The sequence below is a fragment of the Xanthomonas hawaiiensis genome (assembly GCF_031834635.1).
GTDB lineage: Bacteria > Pseudomonadota > Gammaproteobacteria > Xanthomonadales > Xanthomonadaceae > Xanthomonas_A > Xanthomonas_A sacchari.
Genome location: NZ_CP115873.1, coordinates 675874 through 698358 on the forward strand (window position 1 = coordinate 675874; position 22485 = coordinate 698358).

The following is a 22485-nucleotide window of genomic DNA, read 5'->3' on the forward strand; positions in this document are numbered from 1 at the left end:
CCGTCCTTCAGTCGCAACCGTTGCACCGTTGCCGTTCCCGCAACGGCCGCTCCCGCTGCAATCCGCGCGGCGACGGTTCAGACGTACTGCGTCGGCCCGCGCGGGCCCGGCACCGGGGAATCCACGCCGCCGACCGGGTCCTGGATCGGCGGAATGGTCGGGTCGGTCGGCTGGTCGGGGATCGGGTCGATCGGGCGATCCGGAGTCGGGTCGACACCGGGGTTCGGGACCTGGCCCGGCACCTCGTTCGGTGGCTGCTGCGGGTCCTGGCCGGGATTGGGGGATTGCATGTGCATGGGCCTCTCCGTGCGATGAGGGTCCAGCGTGCGCGCCACGGCAGCGCGTGCGGGTGAAGCGCATGCCAAGGCAGGATGAAAGGCCGGCCACGCCGTGCGCCATGCCGCCGCGATCGGCTTGCCCAGCGCTGGCGCCGACTCCAACGCTCCGGCATGCTGGCGCCGCATGCGCCACTACGACCTGGTCATCTTCGATTTCGACGGCACCCTGGCCGACTCCTTCCCCTGGTTCCTGGCGACCATCAATGGCGTCGCCGACGAGTTCGGCTTCCGCCGCTTCGACGTGGCGCGACTGGACGAGATCCGCAGCCTGAGCGCGCGCGAGCTGATGGCGCGCAGCGGCCTGCGCTGGTGGCGCGTGCCGGCGGTGGCGCAACGCATGCGCGCGCTGATGAGCGCGCAGATCGCGCGCATCGCGTTGTTCGACGGCATCGCCGACCTGCTCGCGCAATTGGCACAGGCCGGGGTGCACCTGGCTCTGGTCACGTCCAACAGCCATGCCAACGTCGCGCACGTGCTCGGCCCGGCGCTGCTCGCGCAGTTCCGCGACGTGCGCTGCGGCGCGGCGGTGCTGGGCAAGCGCCGCAAGCTGCGCGCCAGCCTGCGCGCCTGCGGCGTTCCCGCTGCGCGGGCGCTGTGCGTGGGCGACGAGATCCGCGATGCCGAGGCCGCGCGCCAGGCCGGCATCGCGTTTGCAGGCGTCGCCTGGGGCTACACCTTGCCGGCGGCCCTGCAGTCGCACACGCCGCTGCCGTTGCTGCAGCGGCCGGACGCGCTGCGGGCGCTGGTGCTTGGCGCCGGTGCCTGCACGCAGTCGCGTCTGACGCAGGCCGGCGCGCGCGGCGCCTGCGCGGCCGTGGGCGGCGATGCATGACGTGGTTGCCCTATGTGGTCGCGGGCGTGATCGCGGTCGTCTCCTGGGCAGCGCCGCCCTGTCGATCGGAGCGCTTTATCGCATGGGGCGCAGCCAGGTGACGGACCTGCTGGAGGTGTCGTTCCGCGAGCAGGCGTTTCCGGGCGAGCGCGGGCCGTTGCGTGGCAGCGACCTGACCGTGGTCAAGCGATCCAGGCAGACCATCGAGGGCAGCTACGGCCATGTGTATTCGATCGCACCTGGTGCCGCGCTGCAGACCGCCGATGCGTTCTGGTACTGCGTCGGGCCGGGACCGAGCTGGTTCCTGGCCATTCCGGTGGTGACGTCCGGCTTCGGCAAGGCGCAGGTGCAGTGGATCGTGCGGCCGATGACCGAGGGGCGCATGCGCGTGGCGCTGCAGTTCGACCGCAAGGCGACCTGCCTGGCCTTCGGCACGCGGCCGGCCACGCGCTGAGTCCACCGACCCGAGCGAGGCGGCAGGCGCGCGGCGCAAAGGGAACTGCCGATCCCGTTCCCCGGCGTGCCCAGTGGCATGCGTCGCGACCGAGGCTGCGGCATCCAGGGGCGCATCGGGTGCCATCGGGCTCGGCCACGCCATGCGCCGGCTGGCCCGGCGCACGCCGAGCGCAATTGCTGCGCTGCAGGTTGATTGTTCACTTGTGATTGCTATATTCATATGCGAACAGTCGCCATGCCCATCGCCATTCCGGGCGTGCATGCTGCGGCCTTCCTTCATCGCGCCCGATCCCGGGCAGAGGCGTGCCATGCGTGACCCCAGCAACTCCCGTCCCTCGCGCGTCCGTGGGCGATCCGCTGTGGCCGTCGTTCCGGGTCTGCGCGCATGACGCTGAGCGCTGTCGCCGCCGACGCCGCCCTGGCGCCACGCGCGCTGGGCCGCAGTGGCGTGCACCTGTCCACCCTGGGCTTCGGCGCTGCGCCGATCGGCAATCTGTACGCCGAGGTGGACGATGCGGTGGCGCTGGCCGCAGTGGCCGACGCCTATGCCGCCGGCATCCGCCATTTCGACACCGCGCCGTACTACGGCTACGGGCTGAGCGAGCAACGCCTGGGGCAGGGCCTGCGCGGACTGCCACGCGCCAGCTACACGCTCTCGACCAAGGTCGGGCGCTGCGTCTACGACGATGCCGCGGCCGCGCCGGGGCGCGATGGCTTCGCCGTGGCCGGGCGCCGCGCCGAATTCGACTACAGCCGCGACGGCGTGCTGCGTGCGTTCGAGTCCAGCCTGCAGCGGCTCGGCACCGATCACATCGATGTGCTGCTGCTGCACGACATCGGCCGCCTGACCCACGGCGAGCGCCATCCGGCGATGCTGCGGCAGGCGCTGGACGAGGCCTTGCCGACGATGGCCGCGCTCAAGGCGCAGGGCGCGTGCCGGGCGATCGGCATCGGCGTCAACGAGGAAGACGTGGCGGTGGAACTGATGCCGCTGTTCCCGCTCGACTGCGTGATGCTGGCCGGCCGCTACACCCTGCTCGAACAGCACGCCGCGCAGCGGATCATGGCGCAGGCGCTGCAGCGGCAGGTCGGCATCCTGGTCGCCGGGCCGTACAGCTCGGGCCTGCTGAGCGATGCGCGCGGGCCGGGCGACACCTACAACTACGCGCCGGTGGATGCGGCCACGCTGCAGCACGCGCAGCGCCTGTTCGCGGCCTGCGCCGCGCACGGCGTGGACGTGGGCGCAGCGGCGCTGCAGTTCCCGCTGGCGCATCCGGCGGTGAGTACGGTGGTCGCGGGCATGCGCACGCCGGCGGAAGTGGCCAGCGCCGCCACGCGCCTGCGTGCGGCGATTCCCGCCGCGCTGTGGCAGCAGTTGCGCGACGACGGCCTGCTGCGCGCGCCGGTGCCGACGCCGTGAACATCGTCGACGCCCATGTGCATTTCTGGCGCCTGGCGCGTGGCGACTATGCCTGGCTGACTCCGGAGCTGGGCGTGCTGTACCGCGACTACCTGCCCGAAGACCTTGCTGCGACGCTGGACGCGCAGGGCGTGACCGCGCTGGTAGCGGTGCAGGCGGCGCAGAGCGAGGCGGAAACGCGCTACCTGCTGCAGCTGGCGCGCGCCGAGCCGCGCATCGTCGGCGTGATCGGCTGGGTCGATTTCGAGGCCACCGACGCTGCCGCGCGCATCGCCGCGCTGTGTGCCGACGGTGCCGGCCTGCTCAAGGGGCTGCGGCCGATGGTGCAGGACCTGGCCGATCCGCAGTGGCTGGCACGGCCGCAACTGGACGCGGCCTTCGACGCGCTGCTGCAGCACGACCTGGCCTTCGACGCGCTGGTGCGTCCGCTGCACCTGCCGGCGCTGCTGGCACGGCTGCAGCGTCACCCTCGATTGCGCGTGGTGCTGGACCACGCCGCCAAGCCGTCCATCGGCGATGCTGACTTCCGTGCATGGGCCGACGGCGTGGCGCAGCTCGCGCAGCATCCCAACGTGGTGTGCAAGCTGTCCGGCCTGCTCACCGAACTGCCGGCCAATGCCGCCATCGACGCTCCCGCGCTTGCCCCTTACGTGGCGCACCTGTTCGCCTGCTTTGGCGCGCAGCGGCTGCTGTGGGGCAGCGACTGGCCGGTGCTGACCCAGCGTGCCGACTACGCCGCGTGGATGGCGCTGGCACAGGCCTGGGTCGCGCAGCATGCCGCCGGCGCCGCCGAGGCGGTGTTCGCCGGCAATGCGCGGCGCGTCTATCGCCTGTCCGATCCGATTGCTTCCTCCCCCACCTGGAGTCCCGCCGCATGACCACGTTCGCGTTCGTTTCCGGGAGCCGCGCATGAGCGGCCGTCTGCAAGGCAAGCGTTGCCTGATCACCGCCGCTGGCGCCGGCATCGGCCGCGAGAGCGCGCTGGCCTGCGCGCGCGAAGGCGCGCAAGTACTGGCCACCGACATCGACGCCGCCGCGCTGCAGGCCCTGGCTGCCGAGGCCGATGGCATCGTCACCCAGACCCTGGACGTCACCGATCCCGCCGCGATCCAGGCGCTGGTGGCGGCGCAGCCGACCTTCGACGTGCTGTTCAACTGCGCCGGCTACGTGCACCAGGGCAGCATCCTCGACTGCGACGCGTCGGCCTGGAAGCGCTCGTTCGCGATCAACGTCGATGCGATGTACTACCTGTGCCAGGCGGTGCTGCCGGGCATGCTCGCGCAGGGCCGCGGCAGCATCGTCAACATGTCCTCGGTGGCGTCCAGCATCAAGGGCGTGCCCAATCGCTTCGCCTACGGCGTGACCAAGGCGGCGGTGATCGGCCTGAGCAAGGCCATCGCCGCCGACTACGTGGCCAAGGGCATCCGCTGCAACGCGATCTGCCCCGGCACGATCAAGACGCCGTCGCTGGGCGAGCGGGTCAAGGCGCTGGGCGGCGACGAGCAGGCGGTGTGGAAGAGCTTCACCGATCGCCAGCCGATGGGCCGCCTGGGCGACCCGCGCGAGATCGCGCAGCTGGTGGTGTACCTGGCCTCGGACGAGGCCTCGTTCACCACCGGCCAGACCCACATCATCGACGGCGGCTGGTCGAACTGACCGCGCCTTCCCACTACGACAGAGGATTTCCCCATGAAACTGCTGCGTTACGGCGAACCCGGCCACGAACGCCCGGCCCTGCTCGATGCCGACGGCCACCTGCGCGATCTCTCGGCGGTGATCGACGATGTCGCCGGCGAGCATCTCACCGCTGCCGGCCTGGCCCGGCTGCGCGCGCTCGATCCGGCCACGCTGCCGCAGGTGGACGGCGAGGTGCGCTACGGCGCCGCCGTGGGCCGCGTCGGCAAGTTCATCTGCGTCGGGCTGAACTACGCCGACCACGCTGCCGAGTCGGGCATGGCGGTGCCGGAGATGCCGGTGCTGTTCATGAAGGCCACCAGCGCGATCAGCGGCCCCAACGACACGGTGACGATCCCGCGCGGCTCGCTCAAGACCGACTGGGAAGTGGAACTGGGCGTGGTGATCGGCGATACCGCGCGCGACGTGTCGGTGGAGGACGCGCTGGCGCACGTCGCCGGCTATGCGGTGATCAACGATCTGTCCGAGCGCGCGTTCCAGCTCGAACACGGGGGGCAGTGGGTGAAGGGCAAGAGCTGCGACGGCTTCGGCCCGATCGGCCCGTGGCTGGTCACCGCCGACGAGGTGCCGGATCCGCAGAACCTGTCGATGTGGCTGGAGGTCAACGGCCACCGCTACCAGAACGGCAGCACCCGCACGATGGTGTTCGGCGTGGCCGAGCTGGTCAGCCACATCAGCCGCTACATGACGCTGCTGCCGGGCGACGTGATCAGCACCGGCACGCCGCCGGGCGTGGGTCTGGGGCAGAAGCCGCAGGTCTACCTGAAGCCGGGCGACGTGATGCGGCTGGGCATCGAAGGCCTGGGCGAGCAACGCCAGGCCGTCGTCGCGCATCCGCACGACGCGGCATAAAGCCCCTCTCCCCTCGGGAGAGGGGTTGGGGTGAGGGTCCGGGGCGAAGCCACCTCGGAATGCATCCCGGTGCGGCTTTCGCTCGCGTATGAGCGATCCCGCTGCTTGCTCCTAGCTTCGTTCTTGTTTTGCACGGTCGGTGACATCACTGCACCACCGCACCCTCACCCCAACCCCTCTCCCGGGGGGAGAGGGGCTGTTTCACCGCTCTTTTGACTTTCCCACCGCCTCACCGACCAGGATCCCCATGAGCAAAATCGTCGCGCTCGAGACCTTCGACGTCCGTTTCCCCACCTCGCGCGAACTGGACGGTTCCGATGCGATGAATCCGGATCCGGACTATTCGGCCGCCTATCTGCGCCTGCGCACCGACGCCGACGACGGCCTCGCCGGCTACGGCCTGGCGTTCACCATCGGCCGCGGCAACGACGTGCAGAGCGCGGCGGTGGCGGCGTTGGCGCATCACGTGGTCGGCCGCGACGTGGAGACGGTGATCGGCGACCTGGGCGGGTTCGCGCGCAGCCTCACCGACGACTCGCAGTTGCGCTGGCTGGGCCCGGAAAAGGGCGTGATGCACATGGCCATCGGCGCCGTGGTCAACGCCGCCTGGGACATGGCCGCGCGCCGCGCCGGCAAGCCGCTGTGGCGCTTCATCGCCGAGCTGTCGCCGGAGCAACTGGTGGCCGCGATCGACTTCCGCTACCTCAGCGACGCGCTGACCCCGGACGAGGCGCTGGCCATGTTGCGCGCCGCCGAACCGCTGCGCGCCGAGCGCATGCAGACGCTGCAGGAACAGGGCTATCCTGCCTACACCACCTCGCCGGGCTGGCTCGGCTATTCCGACGACAAGCTGGTGCGCCTGGCCAAGGAAGCGGTGGCCGATGGCTTCCGCACGATCAAGCTCAAGGTCGGCGCCAACGTGGAGGACGACATCCGCCGCTGCCGCCTGGCGCGCGAAGCGATCGGCCCGGACATCGCCATGGCGGTGGACGCCAACCAGCGCTGGGACGTGGGCCCGGCGATCGCCTGGATGCGCCAGCTCGCCGAATTCGACATCGCCTGGATCGAGGAGCCGACCAGCCCAGACGACGTGCTTGGCCACGCCGCGATCCGCCGCGGCATCGCCCCGGTGCCGGTGTCCACCGGCGAGCACACCCAGAACCGGGTGGTGTTCAAGCAGTTGCTGCAGGCCGGCGCGGTGGACCTGATCCAGATCGACGCCGCGCGCGTGGGCGGCGTCAACGAGAACCTGGCGATTTTGTTGCTGGCGGCCAAGTTCGGCGTGCGCGTGTTCCCGCACGCCGGCGGTGTGGGTCTGTGCGAACTGGTGCAGCACCTGGCGATGGCCGATTTCGTCGCCATCACCGGCAAGATGGAAGACCGCGCGATCGAGTTCGTCGACCACCTGCACCAGCATTTCGTCGATCCGGTGCGGATCGTCCACGGCCGCTATCTGGCGCCGACGACACCGGGCTTCTCGGCCGAGATGCACGCCGCTTCGGTCACCCAGTTCCTGTATCCGGACGGCCCGTTCTGGAGTGCGGACCTGGCGGCGCAGGGCGGCTGACGCTGGCGGCGTTGGTGCGCTTCCAGCGATGGAAGCGCACCAGGACGGTACACCGGTCGCGGCTGAAGCCGCTCCTACGACGGCGGCGGCAGCGGTGCTGGATCGCTCCCACAAACGTCACACAGCATCCGCCGCGCCTGTCGCTCTATGGAACCGTAGGAGCGGCTTCAGCCGCGACCAGCGAAGCGACAAATCAACCGGTCTCGCGCGCACTCGGCGCGAGCTATTCAACACACTCAAACGCGCACGCAGTGCCCCTCAGCCCGCGCCCTTGCGCTCCTGTTCCGCCACCGCCGCCTGCAACGAAAAGATCTGCAGCGCCTCGCGCCATTTCTCGCCGGGCGCCGAACCGGGCAACGGCTTCTGGAAGCGCCACATCAGCTCCTCCCACGCCTGCACGCGCGGATCGGCGGCATCGGCGGCGGCCTTGGCCGCAGGCGAATAGTCCGCGTCCACCTCCATCAACATCACCAGGCGGTCGCCGCAGCGATGGATGTCCAGTTCGCGGATGCCGGCCGCGCGCAGCGAGGCGACGATCTCCGGCCACACGGTGTCGGGACGGTGCCAGCGTTCGTATTCGGCGATCAGCGCCGGGTCGTCGTGCAGGTCCAGCAGGTAGCAATGGCGCGGCATGGCTCAGGCTCCACGGGCAGAGGGCAGGGACGCCGCGTCGCGGCGTGCCGCATGCAGCGCGAAGCCGAGGATCACCGCGAAGCCGACGGCAGGCACCGCGAGCGCCCAGTGGATGCCGGCATGGTCGGACACCGCGCCCATCACCGCGGTCAGCGCGGCGCCGCCGATGATCGCCATGACGATCAGCGACGCACCCAGCTTGCGTGCGTCGTCGTCCAGCCCGTCCAGGCCCAGGGCGAAGATGGTCGGGAACATCACCGACATGAACAGGCTGCTGGCGACCAGTGCATACAGGCCGATCCAGCCCGGCAGCGCCACCGCCACGGCGCACAGCAGCAGGTTGAGCAGGGCGAACACGCCCAGCAGCCGCGCCGGCGCCAGGAACCGCAGCAGCGCCGTGCCGATGAAGCGGCCGGCCATGAACAGTACCAGCGACAGCGTGAGGAAATCGGCGGCGGTCTTCTCCGGAGTGCCGGGCACACCATCCTGCAGATAGCGGATCAGGTAGCTCCAGATGCCGACCTGCGCGCCGACGTAGAAGAACTGCGCGATCACCGCGAACACGAAGCGGCCATTGCGCCGCAACTGGCCGAAACCGCCAGCGCGCGCGTCCTGGCCGTCGGCGCGGGTGGCCGGAAAGCGGGTCAGCCCGATCAGTAGCGCCCACAGCAGCACCACCGCGCCGATGATCAGGTACGGCGTCTGCACCGCCAGCGACTCGGTGGCGAAGAACGCCTCGCGCGCGGCCGGCGCCATCGCCGCCAGCTCCTGTGGGGTGTGCTCCACGCCGGAGAGGATGAAGTGCTGGCCGACCAGGATGCCGGTGATCGAGCCCAGCGGATTGAATGCCTGCGCCAGGTTCAGCCGCCGCGCCGCGCCCTCGGCCGGGCCGAGCACGGTGACCAGCGGGTTGGCGGTGGTTTCCAGAAACGCCAGGCCGCTGGCGATGACGAACAGTGCCAGCAGGAACAGCCAGTAGGTGTGCACCTGCGCGGCGGGGTAGAACAGGAACGCGCCGACCGCGTACAGCAACAGGCCCAGCACCACCGCCGCCTTGTAGCTGTAGCGGCGCATGAACATCGCCGCCGGGATCGCGAACACGAAGTAGCCCAGGTAGAACGCGCTCTGCACCAGCCCGGCCTGCAGATCGCTCAGCTCGAAGGCCTTCTTGAACTGCTTGATCAGGATGTCGTTGAGGTTGTTCGCCATGCCCCAGAGGAAGAACAGGCTGACGATCAGAACCAACGGCGCAAGTGCGGTCCGGGTGAGACTGGCGGACGCCGGTGTGGCGGATTCGCTGCTGTAGTGCATTGCCGCCTACCCCTCCCAAGGTGTGCCGCGTCGCGTTCGGATTGTCGGCGGAGCGTACTGCGCCGGCGAGTGCCATGCAAATATAAAATTTGAGTTCATATGTGCATGAGGCGATCGGTACCGATCCGTGCAGCGCAGGTCGCCATGGTGCGGCCCGGCGCGGCGTCCCTGTACCCTAGTCCTCTTCACCTGCTGCCGGGCCCTCGACGGAATGACTACCCCCTTGCCCAAGTACCGCGCGCCCGCTCTGGACAAGGGGCTGGACATCCTGGAACTGCTGGCGCGCGACGGGCGGCCGATGAGCATGGGCGAGATCTCGCAGGGCATCGGCCGTTCGCGCGGCGAGATCTTCCGCATGCTGCAGGTGCTGGAAGAGCGCGGCTACCTGACCCGCACTGCGGGCGAGGGCGGCTACACGCTGACCAACCGGCTGTTCATGCTCGGCATGCAGCAGCCGCGGGTGCAGAACGTCACCGAGGTGGCGCTGCCGGTGATGCGCGCGCTGGCCGACGCGATCCGCCAGCCCTGCCACCTGGTGGCGCCGTCGGACGACCAGATCGTGGTCATCGCGCAGATGGACGTGCCCAGTGACCTCGGCCTGGTGGTGCGCCCCGGCCACCGCCGCCCGTTCGCGCATTCCACCTCCGGCCTGGTGCTGTTCGCGTTCCAGCCGGCCGATGCGCAGGCGCAGTTGCTGCAGCGCCTGGACGCCAGCGAGGTGGCGTACGACCGCGCCGCGTTCCTGGCGGCGGCGCAGGAAGTGCACGCACTCGGCTACAGCATCCATCCCAGCGAGGCGGTGGTCGGGGTGATCGACCTCACCGCGCCGATCCTGCAGCATGGCGTCGCCCGCTACACCCTTACCGTGCCCTTCATCGAACGCCGCCCGCAACCGATCGACGCGCAGGCGGCGATGCGCGCGGTGTGCGATGCCGCGGCGCAGATCAGTGCGGCGCTGGCGTAAGCACCGTGACCACCATTCGCCGGTGTGCCGTGGCGCGTCTGTTCCCGCAGCGAGTGCGTTCGCGTCCCGTGTCGCGTGCGGACGACGCCCCGTGCGCCCGGCGGATGCATGTTTCGCTGCGCAGCGGTCGTGATGGTCGGGTGTCCGAGGGCGGGTGATGGCGAACGTGGTGTTCTATCTGTTCGCCGCGACAGTGGCGCTGGTGACGGTCAGCCTCTATCGGTACAACAGGCGCCGCATGGACCTCCTGCTGATGGAGTCCTTCCGCCAGCTGTCCTTCAGCAGCGATGGCGTCGTCCTGCGCGGCGTGGACCTGCAGTTGGTGAAGAAGGCGCAGCAGTTCATCCGCACGAACGAAAGTTTTTCGCTCTTGCCGGATCGCCCCGTCGTTCACCAGGGCGATGCGTTCTGGTATTGCCGCGGCCCTGGCGCGCGTTGGTTCGTGGCGATTCCCTCGGTGGTGTCGCGTGGTGGCGAACTGGAGGTGAGTTGGGTCGTGCGCCCCCTCACCGAGCAGCGCATGCGTGCCGCGCTGCAGTTCGATCGCAAAGCCTTTCGTCGTGCGTTCGGCGAGGCGGACGCATCCTGAGCGTCGCCGCCTCGCCGCGGGTCGAAGGCCGATGCGATGCAGCGCGTGAAGCGTGCGGGTGGCGTAGGCCGCACGATCGCGATCTGTGGCATGCTCGCTGGCGGTGCTGGGGGCCACGATCCATGCCGTACCACCTCCTGGCGCTACAGCCTAAGCATTCACTCAGTCCGAAGCCGCTTCGCGGCTCGACTTCATTCTGGTGTTGGGCATCAGTGACAGCTCTTCCGCTACTGTGGTTTCCAGTCGCTTATGCCGCGGTTGCTGGCTATGTGGTTTGGGCGCGCCGCCGAGAATTCGCTCGCAGCCCGGCGAAGGCGCGTCGCTACAGCCTACTGCCTTGGCCCTACAGGGCGGGCTGTTGGTTAGGGATCATTCCGCTTTTTGTCTCCGCAGCATTCCTGCACCCCGCCCTTTTTCTGCTTGGGCTTGTCGGCATGTTTCTCTTGGAGGCCGCGTGCGTGCGCTGGTATCGGCAAAATGGGCTTTGGTAGCGTGAAGCCCGATAATTCGTCCAAGCCAAAGCCGCTTCGTGGTTCTGCTCAATTCAAACGGTAGGGCGCATGTTCAAGTTCAACCCAATCCCGAAGTTCGGTTTGCTGGGTCTGGTCCTGCCGTTTGGCTATCTCCTCGCCATTTCCTGGCAAGACCGCGCCAAGGATTTTAGCCTTGCGGGTGAGGAAATGTATTGGCCCGAGAAGCTCTTCGTGCTGATATGTGTTGCGCCAGTGCTGGCTACCTGGCTTCTTGGTATTTATCGGGCATACCTTGCTGGTAGCTGGCGCTGGTTGGTAGGCTGCTTCATTTGCTGGCCGCTCTCTTTTGTCTATACGTTGTTGGTCAATCGGGGCGATTCGCCCTAGGCAGGCATCCGAGTCGAAATGCCTGCATGTTTCCGGCGTTCGGCCACCTGACCCATCTCCGGACGCGCAGCGTTCGGGAGAAGTCCTGAACGACATACTGCCACCCGCGCGTCGACCATGCGCTGCATCCCTCGTGCCCACGCCTCTGCATGCGGCAAGGCCAGCGCATGCCATCGCCTGCGCTGCATGCCCACATGTGCGCCACATCGCTGGAATGCGCGCCCACGGTGCACGTGACTCGATCCCCAGCCTGATCACGCAGTCGCTGCGCGTGCGCGCAAAGCGTTGACCGTCGCGCCACCGCTGCGCAGCCTGCACGGAACACGGCGACACGGACACACGACATGGCACGGCGGTTTCCCTGGAGTTGGTTGGCGGTGCTGGCGGCGTGCGCGTTGGTGCTGGTGCTGGCCTGGCAGAACCGCGGGCTGCGCGAGGAACGGCGCTGGTTCGTCACCCGCACCACCGAGCCGTATCCGGGCATGTACGTGCCACGCATCGACGTGGCCGCGGTCGATGGCACGCCGCTGACGCTCGGCGTGCCGGCCGCCGAGCGTCAGGTGCTGTTCTTCTTCACCACCACCTGCCCGTACTGCAAGCGCTCGGCGCCGCAGGTGGTGCAGGCGGCGCAGCGCCTGGCCGCGCAGCAGCCGCGCGTGCAGGTGCTGGGCGTCTGCCAGTGCAGTCCCGCGCAGGCGCAGCGCTACGCCGCCGAGCACGGCTTTACGTTTCCGGTGACCACGTTGACCGATCGCCGCGCGGTGATGCTGTTCCGTGCGCGCAACGTGCCGACGCTGCTTGCCCTGGACCGCGAGGGACGCGTGCGCTACGCGCGCGTCGGCGTTTTCGAGACCACGGAGCGGATGCAGGACCTGATGGCCGCAGTGCGCAGCACGGAGGCGCCACCGGCCTTGGCAACCATCGAGGAGTAAGCCATGAAACAGCGTTGGACAGCGTTACGCAACGGGATGCTTGCGGCCGTGTTCCTGGCCAGCATGGGCTTCGGCGCCGTACAGGCGACCGCCGGCGACGGCATCGAGAAGGAGGCGGCCTGCAGCGCCTGGGCCTGCCAGCAGGAGTGCGCGCCGTTCGGCGGCGAGTTGGGACCGGGCGGACCAGGAAAGCCGTTGGTCTGCTACTGCTGCGGCTGAGCAGTGCCGGAGCCGGCCGCGTCAGGCCGGCTCCGGGAGCGGGGATACGATGACGGCGATCACCGATCACCGATCACCGATCACCGATCGCCGATCGCCGATCGCCGATCGCAGTGAGCGTACGCTTCCGTGCGATGCCGTCATCACCCCGGGCAACCTGCACGGCACTTTTGGTACGTGATCGCGCCCCGCACCGCCGGCAGCCGGCGATTCACGCGGGTTTGCGCGGGCACTGGGCATGGTGGAGCGCAGACCAACCAGGAGCGCTTCATGACCTCACCTCTTCATCCCGTCCGCCTGTCCCTGTTCGCGGCGCTGACTGCCGTGGCGCTGAGCGGCTGCGGCAAGCCCGGCGACCAGGCCTCGCGCACCGCACCGGCCACCTCGCCGGAGCCTACCGCCGCGCCGGTCGGTGGCGAAAGCGGGCGCGCCCCGATCGGCGGCGACGCCTCGGCCAAGGCGATGCTGCAGGTGCTGGAGGGCAACGTGGTGGCGCTGTCGAAGCAGGCGCTGTCGCGCAACGTCAGCAAGACCGTGGCCGATTTCGCCCGCGAGACCATCGCCGTCCATCACGATGCCGACCCGGCCACGGCCGGCAAGGGTGGCCCTGGCGATGCGGAGAAGATCGACGCGCAGGTGGCCAAGGGCCGTGCGCAGCTGCAGGCGCTGGGCGATGAAAAGGACAACTCCGCCTACATGAACGCCTACGCGGCGGCAGTGGTGCGGCAGTACTCCGACGCGCTGTCGGTGATCGATGCCGAACTGGTGCCGGCGGCCAAGGAAGACGCCACCCGCCAGGAACTGCAGCAGGCGCGCAAGCGCATCGCCGAGCAACTGGAGCGCGCGCAGGCGCTGGCCTCGGCCCGCTACTGAGCGCATAGCCCCTCCCGTTGGGGCGACAGGGTGCGGCCTGCGCGCCACTGGCGCGCGCACCCTGGAGCGCCCGCGCCGCAAGCGCGGGCCGGGACGCGGAGCGGGGGTTGGGATGAGGGTACGGCGCGAAGCGACGCGCAGAATTTGGAGCGCACACGGCTGCACCATTAGCCTCATCCGACTCTTCGGGGCACCTTCCCCGCAACTGAGGGCCATGCTCCCGAGGGCGAGAAGAAACAGCCGCCAGGGTGCCATCACTCCGCGAGCATGCCGCGCCGCGACTGCGTATGCCTGTGCCAAGGACGACCGAGAGCGCATAGCCCCTCTCCCTTCGGGAGAGGGGTTGGGGTGAGGGTACGGCGCGAAGCGATGCGCAGCCTTGAGGCGCACGAGGCTGCGCCAGTAGCCTCATCCGCTCCTGCGGGCACTTCCCCCGAAATGATGAGGGTCATGCTCCCGACGGGGAGAAGGAACAGCCGCTAGAGCGTGCCATCCATCCCCGAGCATGTCGCGTGACACACCCTAGCCGTTGGCGGGTACCGCGCGCGATGCAGGCCGCTCCTCGCGCCCATCCGGATGTCGCGCGAAGCGGGTCGGGTCGCTGCCGTGCACCGGCGCCTCGTCCTGCCATGGCCAGCCGCCGAACTGGGTGCGGCGATAGTCGGCCATGGCCTGGGCGATCTCGGCCTGGGTGTTCATCACGAACGGACCGTGTTGGGCCACCGGTTCGGCGATCGGTCGGCCCTGCAGCACCAGGAACTCGCTCACCTCTCCGTCGCCACTGATCAACTCGACCGCCTGATCGGCGCGCAACTCGATCGCCGCGTGGCGGGTCACCGGGCGACCGCCCACCGTCACCGCTGCGCCCTTGAAGAAGTAAAGGCTGCGGCGCGTGCCGCGGCCTTGCGCGGCGGGCAGGGTCCAGTGGGCGCCGGGTGCCATGCGGATCGTCCAGATGGCCACGTCGGCATCGTCCTGCGCGGCCCACGAATCCGGTGGCGGCGCGAGCGGGCCGCCGGCGCTGCCGGGCGCGGCGTCGACCGGGCCGATGCGGCCGGCCACGCAGGCCACCTCGGTGGTGCGGCCGGCGTCGTCGGTGGCGGTGAAGCGCGGCAGGTCTTCCGACCAGAACATGGTGAAGTGCGGCGAGGCCAGCTTGTTGCGCGCCGGCAGGTTGAGCCAGATCTGGAACAGTTCCAGCGGGTTGGGCGCCGCCGTGTCCAGCAGCGGGAACATCTCCGAATGGACGATGCCCGCGCCGGCCGTCACCCATTGCACGTCGCCAGCGCCGAAGCGCGCCGCCGCACCGAGCGAGTCGGCATGGTCGATCAGGCCCTTGCGCACGATGGTCACGGTCTCGAAGCCGCGGTGCGGATGACCGGGAAAGCCGGGAATCGCCTCGCCGTGATACATGCTCCAGCCGTCCTTGCGGCTGAAGTCCTGGCCGATGGCACGGCCGTGCAAGGGCGCCGCCGGTCCCATCGCGCCGTTGCCGGCGGGGTAGGCATCGTCGTGGTAGACGCAGAACAGGAACGGGTCGATCGTGTCCCAAGGGAAGCCAAGCGGCTTGATCTGGACGATGGGGTCGGTCATGGAGAAATCCTTCGTGCGAACGCCGCCCGAGGTGGGACGCGGCAACCTTCACGATATGGGGCGATGCCGATGGAACGGAAGGCCGCTCCGAAGGACATCCTGTCCCGCAGGGGAAACGCTGGGGTGCGCTGCCACCTGCAGGGCGATGGCGCAGGCGCGGCGACCGGCGGCCTCGCATGCCCCGATCGAGCGAACCCGGCAGGCAGCGGCCTGAACTGAATGCTTGCCGGGGCGCAACCGCTCCTCTGCGCCCGCACGACCCGCGCGTCATCGGACTGTCATCGCCGAGGACCAGCATCGCAGCCTTTCCGAATCCGCTGGCCGCCGATGGCGCCGGCACTGCGAGTGGCTGGTGCGTTCCGAACCCCTGCCGGCGTTGTCGCGGCTGTTCCTGCAATGGCGGCCGTCGCTGAGCCGCTATTTCCGCAAGCGCCGCGCCGCGGCCTGGGATACCGACGACCTGCTGCAGGAAGTGTGGCTGCGGCTGCAGCGCAGCGAGGCGCACGCGCCGGAGATCGCCAACCCCGAAGCCTATCTGTTCACCATCGCCGCCAACCTGATGCGCGAGCACGCGCTGCTGCACCAGCGCAACAGCCAGCGCGATACCTGCCTGGACGATGTGCTGGAGCGGCTGGCGGTGCCCTGCGAAGCCGATGCGCAGGTGCATCGCGCGCAACGCCGGCAGCGCCTGGCCGAACTGATGGCGCGGCTGCCGCCGAAGTGCCGCGCGGCGATGACGCTGCGCTACCGCGATGAACTGGGCTACCAGGAGATCGCCGAGCAACTGCAGATTTCCAGCCACATGGTCAAGAAATACATCATCAAGGGCCTGGCGGTGTGCCGGCAGGGCATGGCGCGCTATGCGTGAGGATCCGCAGCGCGTCGCCGAGGCGGCCGCGGACTGGTACCTGGCGCAGCGCGAAACCGCGCTGCCGCCGGCGCGGCAGGCTGAGTTCCTGGCCTGGCTGCGGCACTCGCCGGCGCACGTGGCCGCCTATTTCGATATCGCGCGGATGCACGGCGACCTGCCGTCCGCGGCGCAGGCGCAGCAGGTCAGCAGCGCGCAGCTGCGCGCGCATGCCTTGCGCAGCGGCGCGGTGGTGGTGCCGTTGCGCCCGGATGTTGACACGCCGACATCGGTGTCGAACCCGCGTCGCGCCCTGCCACGGCGCAGGCGCTGGCCGCTGGCGGCGGCCGCCGTGCTCGCGCTGGCCGCCGCGGGCGTGGCGTTGCGCCTGAGCGCGCCGGAGCCGGTGCCGGCGACGGTGTACGCAGCGCCGGCGGATGCGCCGCGCAGCGTCGCGCTGGACGACGGCAGCGTGGTGCAACTGGACCGCGGTGGCACGATCGCGGTGCGCTACGGCGCGCAGCGCCGCGACATCGCCCTGCTGCGCGGCAAGGCGGTGTTCGATCTCGGCCATGATCCGGCGCGGCCGCTGCGGGTCAGTGTCGGGACGCTGGTGCTGCGCGACGTCGGCACCGTGTTCGGGGTCGACCCGCAGGCCGGCGGTGCCCGCGTCACCGTGTTGCAGGGGCGGGTGCAGGTGTCGCGCGATACCCCGGCGTGGTGGCATCGCGGCGACCTGCCGTCGGAGGGGACGACGCTGGCCGACCTGGGCGGCGGCCAGCAGGCGCGGGTGGATGCGCAGGGCCGTGTGCTGGCGCGGCGCGACCACGCCGACATCGCCGACGCCACCGCCTGGCTGCCGGCGCAGGTCGGCGTGCACGATCGCAGCCTGGGCGAAGTGGCGCGCCTGTTCAACGCCTACACCACGCAGCCGCTGCGCATCGCCGACCCGGCGCTGGCGGCGCGACGGGTCAGTGGCGTGTTCCACCTGCGCGATCCGGAGGCCTTCGTCGCTTATCTCGGCAGCCTGCCGGACGTGCAGGTACAACGCGATGCGCACGCGGTGACGATCCGCCACGCGCCGGCGCCGCTGTAAGAAAAAATTCACGCAATCGACGGTAGCCGCGCGGCGCACCGCGGCACTCCTAGGAAGCATGGCCGTCGCGCAGCACGCGCGGGGCCGCCCTTCCTCCCCTCCGGTGTGATCGTCATGCGCAAGCCTCTCGTCGTCTCCATCGCCCTGCTGTTGGGCTGTACGTCTTCGCTGCCGGCCTGGTCGGCGCCCGCCGCCACGGCGGCCGCCATCGCGCCCATGCCGCTGGCGCAGGCGCTGGACCAGTTCGCGCGCAGCAGCGGCCTGCAACTGATGTACGACCCGGCGCTGGCCGAAGGGCTGCGCAGCAACGGCGCACCGGCCAGCCTGGCGCCGCCGCAGCAGTTGCATGCGTTGCTCGCCGGCACCGGCCTGGACTACCGCATGCTCACGCCCGGCTCGGTCGCCATCGTGCGCAGCAGCGTCGCCGCCGCTCCGGCCGCCGCGCCGCGGGCGCCACGCAGCGCCGCCCCGGCGCGCGCCGAGGCCGACGGCGAACACGACGGTCCGCGCGAACTGGCGCCGATCAACGTCACCGCCAACAGCGTCGACACGCTGGCGCCCAGCGCCGCGCCGCTGGAGGCGAGCCAGCCGACGTCGGTGATCGACGAGCGCTTCATCCGCGACGGCCTGCGTCTGAATTCCAACTACGACGACATCATCAAGTACGCGCCCAGCGTGGTCACCACCTCGCCGGAAGGCCCGGGCCTGGGCAAGAACGAAGGCATCAGCATCCGCGGCTTCCAGGATGGCCAGTTCAACATCACCTTCGACGGCATCCCGTTCGGCGATGCCAGCGATCTGCACCACACCACCTCGGCCTACTTCAACAACCACGTGCTCGGCCAGGCCGAGATCGACCGCGGCCCCGGCGGCGGCGCCACCATCGGCAACGCCACCTTCGGCGGCACTCTGGCGCTGCGCACGCGCAATCCCAGCGAGGTGGACGGGGTCACCGTCTACGGCACCGGCGGCAGCTGGAACACCTGGGCCGGTGGCGTCAGCGCCGACGAGCACATCGGCAACACGCGGCTGTTCGCCGACCTGTCCAAGGAAGCCAGCGATACCTACCTCAAGGGCACCGACGACCGCCGCGAGCATGCCTTCCTCAAGACCGTCACCGACCTCGGCGAGGCGACCACGCTGACCTTCGTCAGCAGCTACAACCAGGAGCACCAGAACACCGTGCAGGGCGCCACCCGCGCGCAGATCGCGCAGCATGGCTGGCGCTATGGCCTGGGCAACGATCCGACCCTGCAGAACTACACCGGCTACAACGCCGCCGCCTACTACTCCAGCTTCACCTACCTGGGCCTGAGCACGCGCCTGGGCGAGTGGGACCTCGACAACAAGGTCTACTACAACAGCTTCGACCACACCGCTTCCAAGACCAGCATTCCCACCAGCGAGAGCGTCGCCGACAACGGCGTGACCTTCTATGGCCCCACCGGCAAGAAGCTGTCCAAGGCCAAGGACGTGCCGGGCAAGCTCTCGGACAACGACTTCCGCGCCTTCGGCGACGTGCTGCGCCTGGCGCGCGACCTCGGCCCGGGCCAACTGCAGACCGGCGTGTGGGTGGAGCGCAACCTGGACGAGCGCCAGCAGTTGCCGGTGGACATGACGACCGGCGCGGCCAGCGGCACCAAGTACGGGCCGCTGTACAACTACACCCTGCACGACCGCACCGATACGTTGCAGCCCTACCTGCAGTACGACTGGAAGCTCAGCGACAGCCTGACCCTCAGCCCGGGCCTGCGCTATGCGCGGGTGCAGCGTCAGCTCGATGCCGAACTCAACAAGAGCACGCCGCCGGCACCGGCGCACAGCGACGCCAGCTACGACGCCACGCTGCCGTCGCTGAGCCTGCACCAGACCTTCAACGAGCACTGGAGCGGCTACGTGCAGGCCGCCCGCGGCTTCCTGGCACCGCCGATCGACGTGATCGAACTCAACGGCGCGCGCGGCCTGCGCCCGGAGCTGACCAGCAACTACCAGCTCGGCACCAGCTATGCCGCGCGCGGCCTGACCTTCGGCGCCGACGTCTACTACATCGACTTCAGCAACTACATCAGCCAGACCCTGATCAACACCGACAGCGGCACCGAGAGCGCCTTCGTCAACGGTGGCGGTGCGGTGTACCGCGGTGCCGAGGCCGAGGCCACCTACGCGCTGACGCCGATCCTGAGCCTGTACGCCAACGCCAGCTACAACGACGCCACCTACAAGCACAGCAGCACCCAGGTCGCCGGCACGCCGCGGGTGACCGCCGCGCTGGGCCTGCTGTACAACAGCGGCACCGGCTATTTCGGTTCGCTGATGGAGAAGGTGGTGGGCGCGCAGTACGGCGTGGACAACACCACCGCGGCCAGCGGCGCCACCGTGTTCGGCAACGACCAGCGCCTGGGCGGCTACGCCAGCCTGGACGCGGCGCTGGGCTACCGCAGCACGCATGGGCCCTACGGCCTGAAGGGCTACTCGATCAGCATGGACGTCAACAACCTGCTGAACCGGCATGCGCTGATCGGTTACGCCGGCACCCGCTCTTCCGACAACCAGCCGCTGTACTTCGGCCTGGCCGGACGCGGCGTGTTCCTCGACCTGTCGCTGAAGTTCTGAGGCCGGCTATGTCCCTTTCCCGATTCGCACGCGTGCGCAGCGGATGCTGCCTAGCTGCGGTGCTGTGCCTCGCCAGCGCCGCCTGGCCGGCGGCGGCATCGCCCAAGGCGAACGCGGCACCGCACGCCGCGCAGGTGCGCCTGACGATCGTGGTGATGCGCCATGGCGTGCGCGCACCGACGCAATCGCCAGAAGACCTGGCCAAGTACGCCGCGCAACCCTGGCCGCAATGGCCGGTGGCGCCCGGCCAGCTCACCGCGCACGGGGCGGCCGGCATGCAGGCGCTGGGCGCGCGCTACCGACAGCGCTGGCTGGCCACGGCGGCGCTGGCGCCGGACTGCGCCGGGTCCGGCGCTTTGGTGATCGCCGACAGCACGCCGCGCAACCACGACAGCGCGGCGGCCTTCACCGAAGGACTGTTGCCGGGATGCCGGGCGCACTACCTGGCGTTGCCGACGACGCAGAACAACCCGCTGTTCCATTTCGGCAAGGACGAGGACAAGGACGACGATGCGCCCGCGCCGCCGTTGCACCTGGACGCGGCCACGCGCACGCGGCTGCGCGCGCTGCAGCGGGTGCTGTCCGGCTGCGCGGGGTCGGCCTGCGCTGCGCAGGACGCGCCGCGCCTGGACGATCCGCAGCGGTTGCAGGAGCCGGCGCAGGCGGCCAAGGTCTTGAAGACCGCGGGCAGCCTGGCCGAGAACCTGATGCTGGAGTACGCGCAGGGCCTGCCGTTGCCGCAGGCGGCCTGGGGGCGCGCCGATGCCGCGGCGCTGCAGCGGCTGATCGGCCTGCACAACGCCTCCTTCGCCTACAGCAAGCGCGCCCTGCCGGCGGCGCGTGCCGGCGGCTCCAACCTGCTCGCGCACCTGCTGGCGACGCTGCAGGCCGTGGCCGGGCAGACCCCGGCGGTGGCGCCGCTGGCGCCGGCGGACACGCGCGCGCTGGTGCTGCTGGGCCACGACACCAACCTGGCGCATCTGGCCGGCCTGTTCGGCATCGATCCGCTGGTGCGCGGCCAGCCGGACGCGTATCCGCCGGGCGGTGCGCTGCTGCTGGAGCTGGTGCGGCAGGACGGCCACGACTTCCTGCAGCTGCGCAGCGTGGTGCCGACCCTGCCGGCGCTGCGCGGCAACCGCTTCGATGGCCGCGGCCTGCGCGAGCGGCGCTGGCCGTTGCCCGGCTGCGGCGGCCGCCTGCGCTGCCCGCTGGCGATCGCGTTGCCGGCGCTGCAGGCACGCCTGGATCCGCAGCGGGTCGAGGCTGCCGTGCCGCCGATGACCCAGTGGCCAGCGCAGGCGGCGCCGGTGAGCGAGTAGCTAACGCCAGCGTTTGGCGGCACCGTAGGAGCGGCTTCAGCCGCGAGTGGGCGTTCCCGGTAAAGCCTGTCGCGGCTGAAGCCGCTCCTACGGGTGCCAAGGGCCGGGGGAAAGGCCGCCCGCCATCACGGACCACTCAGCGCGAAGGGTCGATCATCGCGGTTCCCCCACGCGTCTGCGCCTGCGTGCGCCGCGCTCTTTGCCAGGACCCCGCCATGTCCCCGACCCACGCCGCCGCGCTGCCCGACACCATGACCGCGATCGAAATCCGCCAGCCCGGTGCGCCCGAGGTGCTGGTGCCGGTGCGCGTGACGCTGCCGCACCCCGGGCGCGGCGAACTGCTGGTGCGGGTGGCCGCGGCCGGCGTCAACCGGCCCGACGTGATGCAGCGCCAGGGCAGCTATCCGCCGCCGCCGGGCGCGTCGCCGCTGCCGGGGCTGGAGTTCGCCGGCGAGGTGGTCGGCCTGGGCGAAGGCGTGGAGCGCTACCGGCTGGGCGACCAGGTCTGCGCGCTGGTCGCCGGCGGCGGCTATGCCGAATACGCGGTGGTGCACGAGCGCAACGCCCTGCCGGTGCCGGCGGCGCTGAGCCTGACCGAGGCCGCGGCGGTGCCGGAAACCTTCTTCACCGTGTGGACCAACGTGTTCCAGCGCGGCCGCCTGCAGTCGGGCGAGACCTTGCTGGTGCACGGCGGCACCTCCGGCATCGGCAGCGTCGCCACGCTGCTGGGGCGGGCCTTCGGCGCGCGCGTGATCAGCACCGTCGGCTCGGCCGACAAGCGCGCGGCCAGCCTGGCGCTGGGCGCGGAGGCGGCCATCCTGTACCGCGACGAGGACTTCGTCGCCGAGACGATGCGCCTGACCGAAGGCCGCGGCGCCGACGTGATCGTGGACCTGATCGGCGGCGACTACCTGGCGCGCAACTACCAGGCCGCAGCGCTGGACGGGCGCATCGTGCAGATCGGCATCCAGCAGGGCAAGGTGCACGAACTGGACCTGATGCCGCTGCTGGCCAAGCGGCTGACCCACACCGGTTCGACCCTGCGCCCGCGCTCGGTGATGGAGAAGGCGGCGATCGCGCGCGAACTGGAGCAGCAGGTGTGGCCGCTGCTGGCGCAGGGCCGGATCAAGCCGCAGGTGGACCGCTGCTTCCCGCTGCAGGAAGCGGCGCAGGCGCATGCGCTGATGGAGTCCAGCGCCCATATCGGCAAGATCGTGCTGGTGACGGACGCGCGGTGAACCCAGGTACCGGTCGCGGCGACCCGCCTGCCGTCGTAGGAGCGGCTTCAGCCGCGACGGGCGTTACCGGGAATGCCCGTCGCGGCTGAAGCCGCTCCTACACCAGGCTTCCTTCGTGATGAGTGGCGCGCTTCGGTCGCGACAGGCACCCGGCGAGGCACCGCCGCGCCCGGCGCTGGCCCGGTTCAAGCGCCGCGCCGTATAGTGCGCCGCACGCGCGGTGGTCCGCGCTTGCCCG

23 protein-coding genes are annotated in these 22485 nt (G+C 70.1%); 19 read left to right on the top strand and 4 right to left on the bottom strand.

The window, feature by feature from the left end:
• Positions 1-77: 77 nt before the first annotated feature.
• A complete protein-coding gene (locus PG878_RS02980) occupies positions 78-296 on the bottom strand; it encodes a hypothetical protein (protein ID WP_184646252.1) in 219 nt (72 codons plus the stop codon).
• 166 nt (positions 297-462) lie between these two features.
• Between PG878_RS02980 and PG878_RS02985 the strand changes: the two genes are divergently transcribed.
• The 7 genes from PG878_RS02985 (at position 463) to PG878_RS03015 (ending at position 7160) form a co-directional block, all read left to right on the top strand.
• Positions 463-1170, top strand: coding sequence for an HAD hydrolase-like protein (locus PG878_RS02985; protein ID WP_209032338.1), 708 nt, complete (start codon positions 463-465; stop codon positions 1168-1170).
• An 82-nt stretch (positions 1171-1252) separates the two neighbouring features.
• Complete coding sequence (locus PG878_RS02990; protein ID WP_244672711.1) at positions 1253-1624, top strand: hypothetical protein; 372 nt, start codon at positions 1253-1255, stop codon at positions 1622-1624.
• Between the two features lie 387 nt (positions 1625-2011).
• The gene (locus PG878_RS02995; protein WP_209032244.1) at positions 2012-3046 is read left to right on the top strand and encodes an aldo/keto reductase; all 1035 of its coding nucleotides are present in this window, start codon (positions 2012-2014) and stop codon (positions 3044-3046) included.
• Entirely contained in the window at positions 3043-3924 is an 882-nt protein-coding gene (locus PG878_RS03000; protein WP_209032243.1) for an amidohydrolase family protein, read from the top strand. The genes PG878_RS02995 and PG878_RS03000 overlap by 4 nt, the downstream gene beginning before the upstream one ends.
• A 31-nt stretch (positions 3925-3955) precedes the next feature.
• Entirely contained in the window at positions 3956-4702 is a 747-nt protein-coding gene (locus PG878_RS03005; protein ID WP_209032242.1) for an SDR family oxidoreductase, read from the top strand.
• A gap of 33 nt (positions 4703-4735) precedes the next feature.
• The gene (locus PG878_RS03010; RefSeq protein ID WP_209032241.1) at positions 4736-5593 is read left to right on the top strand and encodes a fumarylacetoacetate hydrolase family protein; all 858 of its coding nucleotides are present in this window, start codon (positions 4736-4738) and stop codon (positions 5591-5593) included.
• A gap of 247 nt (positions 5594-5840) precedes the next feature.
• Entirely contained in the window at positions 5841-7160 is a 1320-nt protein-coding gene (locus PG878_RS03015) for an L-fuconate dehydratase (protein WP_209032240.1), read from the top strand.
• Positions 7161-7418: 258 nt separating this feature from the next.
• Here the strand turns inward: PG878_RS03015 and PG878_RS03020 are convergent, their stop codons facing one another.
• Positions 7419-7793, bottom strand: a complete 375-nt coding sequence (locus PG878_RS03020) for an L-rhamnose mutarotase (protein ID WP_209032239.1) — start codon at positions 7791-7793, stop codon at positions 7419-7421.
• 3 nt (positions 7794-7796) lie between these two features.
• The gene (gene fucP / locus PG878_RS03025) at positions 7797-9104 is read right to left on the bottom strand and encodes an L-fucose:H+ symporter permease (protein WP_209032238.1); all 1308 of its coding nucleotides are present in this window, start codon (positions 9102-9104) and stop codon (positions 7797-7799) included.
• A gap of 211 nt (positions 9105-9315) precedes the next feature.
• Here fucP and PG878_RS03030 point away from each other — a divergent pair, with 211 nt between their 5' ends.
• From PG878_RS03030 to PG878_RS03060, 7 genes are all read left to right on the top strand, one after another.
• Positions 9316-10068, top strand: a complete 753-nt coding sequence (locus PG878_RS03030) for an IclR family transcriptional regulator (protein WP_017910861.1) — start codon at positions 9316-9318, stop codon at positions 10066-10068.
• 157 nt (positions 10069-10225) lie between these two features.
• On the top strand, positions 10226-10657 hold the full coding sequence (locus tag PG878_RS03035; RefSeq protein ID WP_209032237.1) for a hypothetical protein: 432 nt from the start codon (positions 10226-10228) through the stop codon (positions 10655-10657).
• A gap of 560 nt (positions 10658-11217) precedes the next feature.
• Positions 11218-11517 carry a hypothetical protein gene (locus tag PG878_RS03040; RefSeq protein ID WP_209032236.1) on the top strand — a complete coding sequence of 100 codons (300 nt, stop codon included), beginning with the start codon at positions 11218-11220 and terminating at the stop codon, positions 11515-11517.
• A 371-nt stretch (positions 11518-11888) separates the two neighbouring features.
• Positions 11889-12449 (top strand): peroxiredoxin family protein, encoded by a 561-nt coding sequence (locus PG878_RS03045; protein WP_209032337.1) that lies wholly within the window; start codon positions 11889-11891, stop codon positions 12447-12449.
• Between the two features lie 3 nt (positions 12450-12452).
• On the top strand, positions 12453-12668 hold the full coding sequence (locus tag PG878_RS03050; RefSeq protein ID WP_026143700.1) for a hypothetical protein: 216 nt from the start codon (positions 12453-12455) through the stop codon (positions 12666-12668).
• A 49-nt stretch (positions 12669-12717) separates the two neighbouring features.
• On the top strand, positions 12718-12849 hold the full coding sequence (locus tag PG878_RS03055) for a hypothetical protein (protein ID WP_280515140.1): 132 nt from the start codon (positions 12718-12720) through the stop codon (positions 12847-12849).
• Positions 12850-12938: 89 nt separating this feature from the next.
• Positions 12939-13541, top strand: a complete 603-nt coding sequence (locus PG878_RS03060; protein ID WP_209032235.1) for a DUF305 domain-containing protein — start codon at positions 12939-12941, stop codon at positions 13539-13541.
• A 522-nt stretch (positions 13542-14063) separates the two neighbouring features.
• Here PG878_RS03060 and PG878_RS03065 read toward each other — a convergent pair.
• Positions 14064-15134 carry a pirin family protein gene (locus PG878_RS03065; RefSeq protein ID WP_209032234.1) on the bottom strand — a complete coding sequence of 357 codons (1071 nt, stop codon included), beginning with the start codon at positions 15132-15134 and terminating at the stop codon, positions 14064-14066.
• Positions 15135-15486: 352 nt separating this feature from the next.
• Here PG878_RS03065 and PG878_RS03070 point away from each other — a divergent pair, with 352 nt between their 5' ends.
• From PG878_RS03070 to PG878_RS03090, 5 genes are all read left to right on the top strand, one after another.
• Positions 15487-16002 carry an RNA polymerase sigma factor gene (locus PG878_RS03070; protein WP_010342400.1) on the top strand — a complete coding sequence of 172 codons (516 nt, stop codon included), beginning with the start codon at positions 15487-15489 and terminating at the stop codon, positions 16000-16002.
• Positions 15995-17077, top strand: a complete 1083-nt coding sequence (locus tag PG878_RS03075; RefSeq protein WP_209032233.1) for a FecR family protein — start codon at positions 15995-15997, stop codon at positions 17075-17077. Before PG878_RS03070 ends, PG878_RS03075 begins: the two co-directional genes overlap by 8 nt.
• A gap of 114 nt (positions 17078-17191) precedes the next feature.
• Positions 17192-19690 (top strand): TonB-dependent receptor, encoded by a 2499-nt coding sequence (locus PG878_RS03080; protein ID WP_209032232.1) that lies wholly within the window; start codon positions 17192-17194, stop codon positions 19688-19690.
• Between the two features lie 8 nt (positions 19691-19698).
• Positions 19699-21009, top strand: a complete 1311-nt coding sequence (locus PG878_RS03085; protein WP_209032231.1) for a histidine-type phosphatase — start codon at positions 19699-19701, stop codon at positions 21007-21009.
• A gap of 215 nt (positions 21010-21224) precedes the next feature.
• The gene (locus PG878_RS03090) at positions 21225-22247 is read left to right on the top strand and encodes an NAD(P)H-quinone oxidoreductase (RefSeq protein ID WP_209032230.1); all 1023 of its coding nucleotides are present in this window, start codon (positions 21225-21227) and stop codon (positions 22245-22247) included.
• Positions 22248-22485 lie beyond the last annotated feature (238 nt).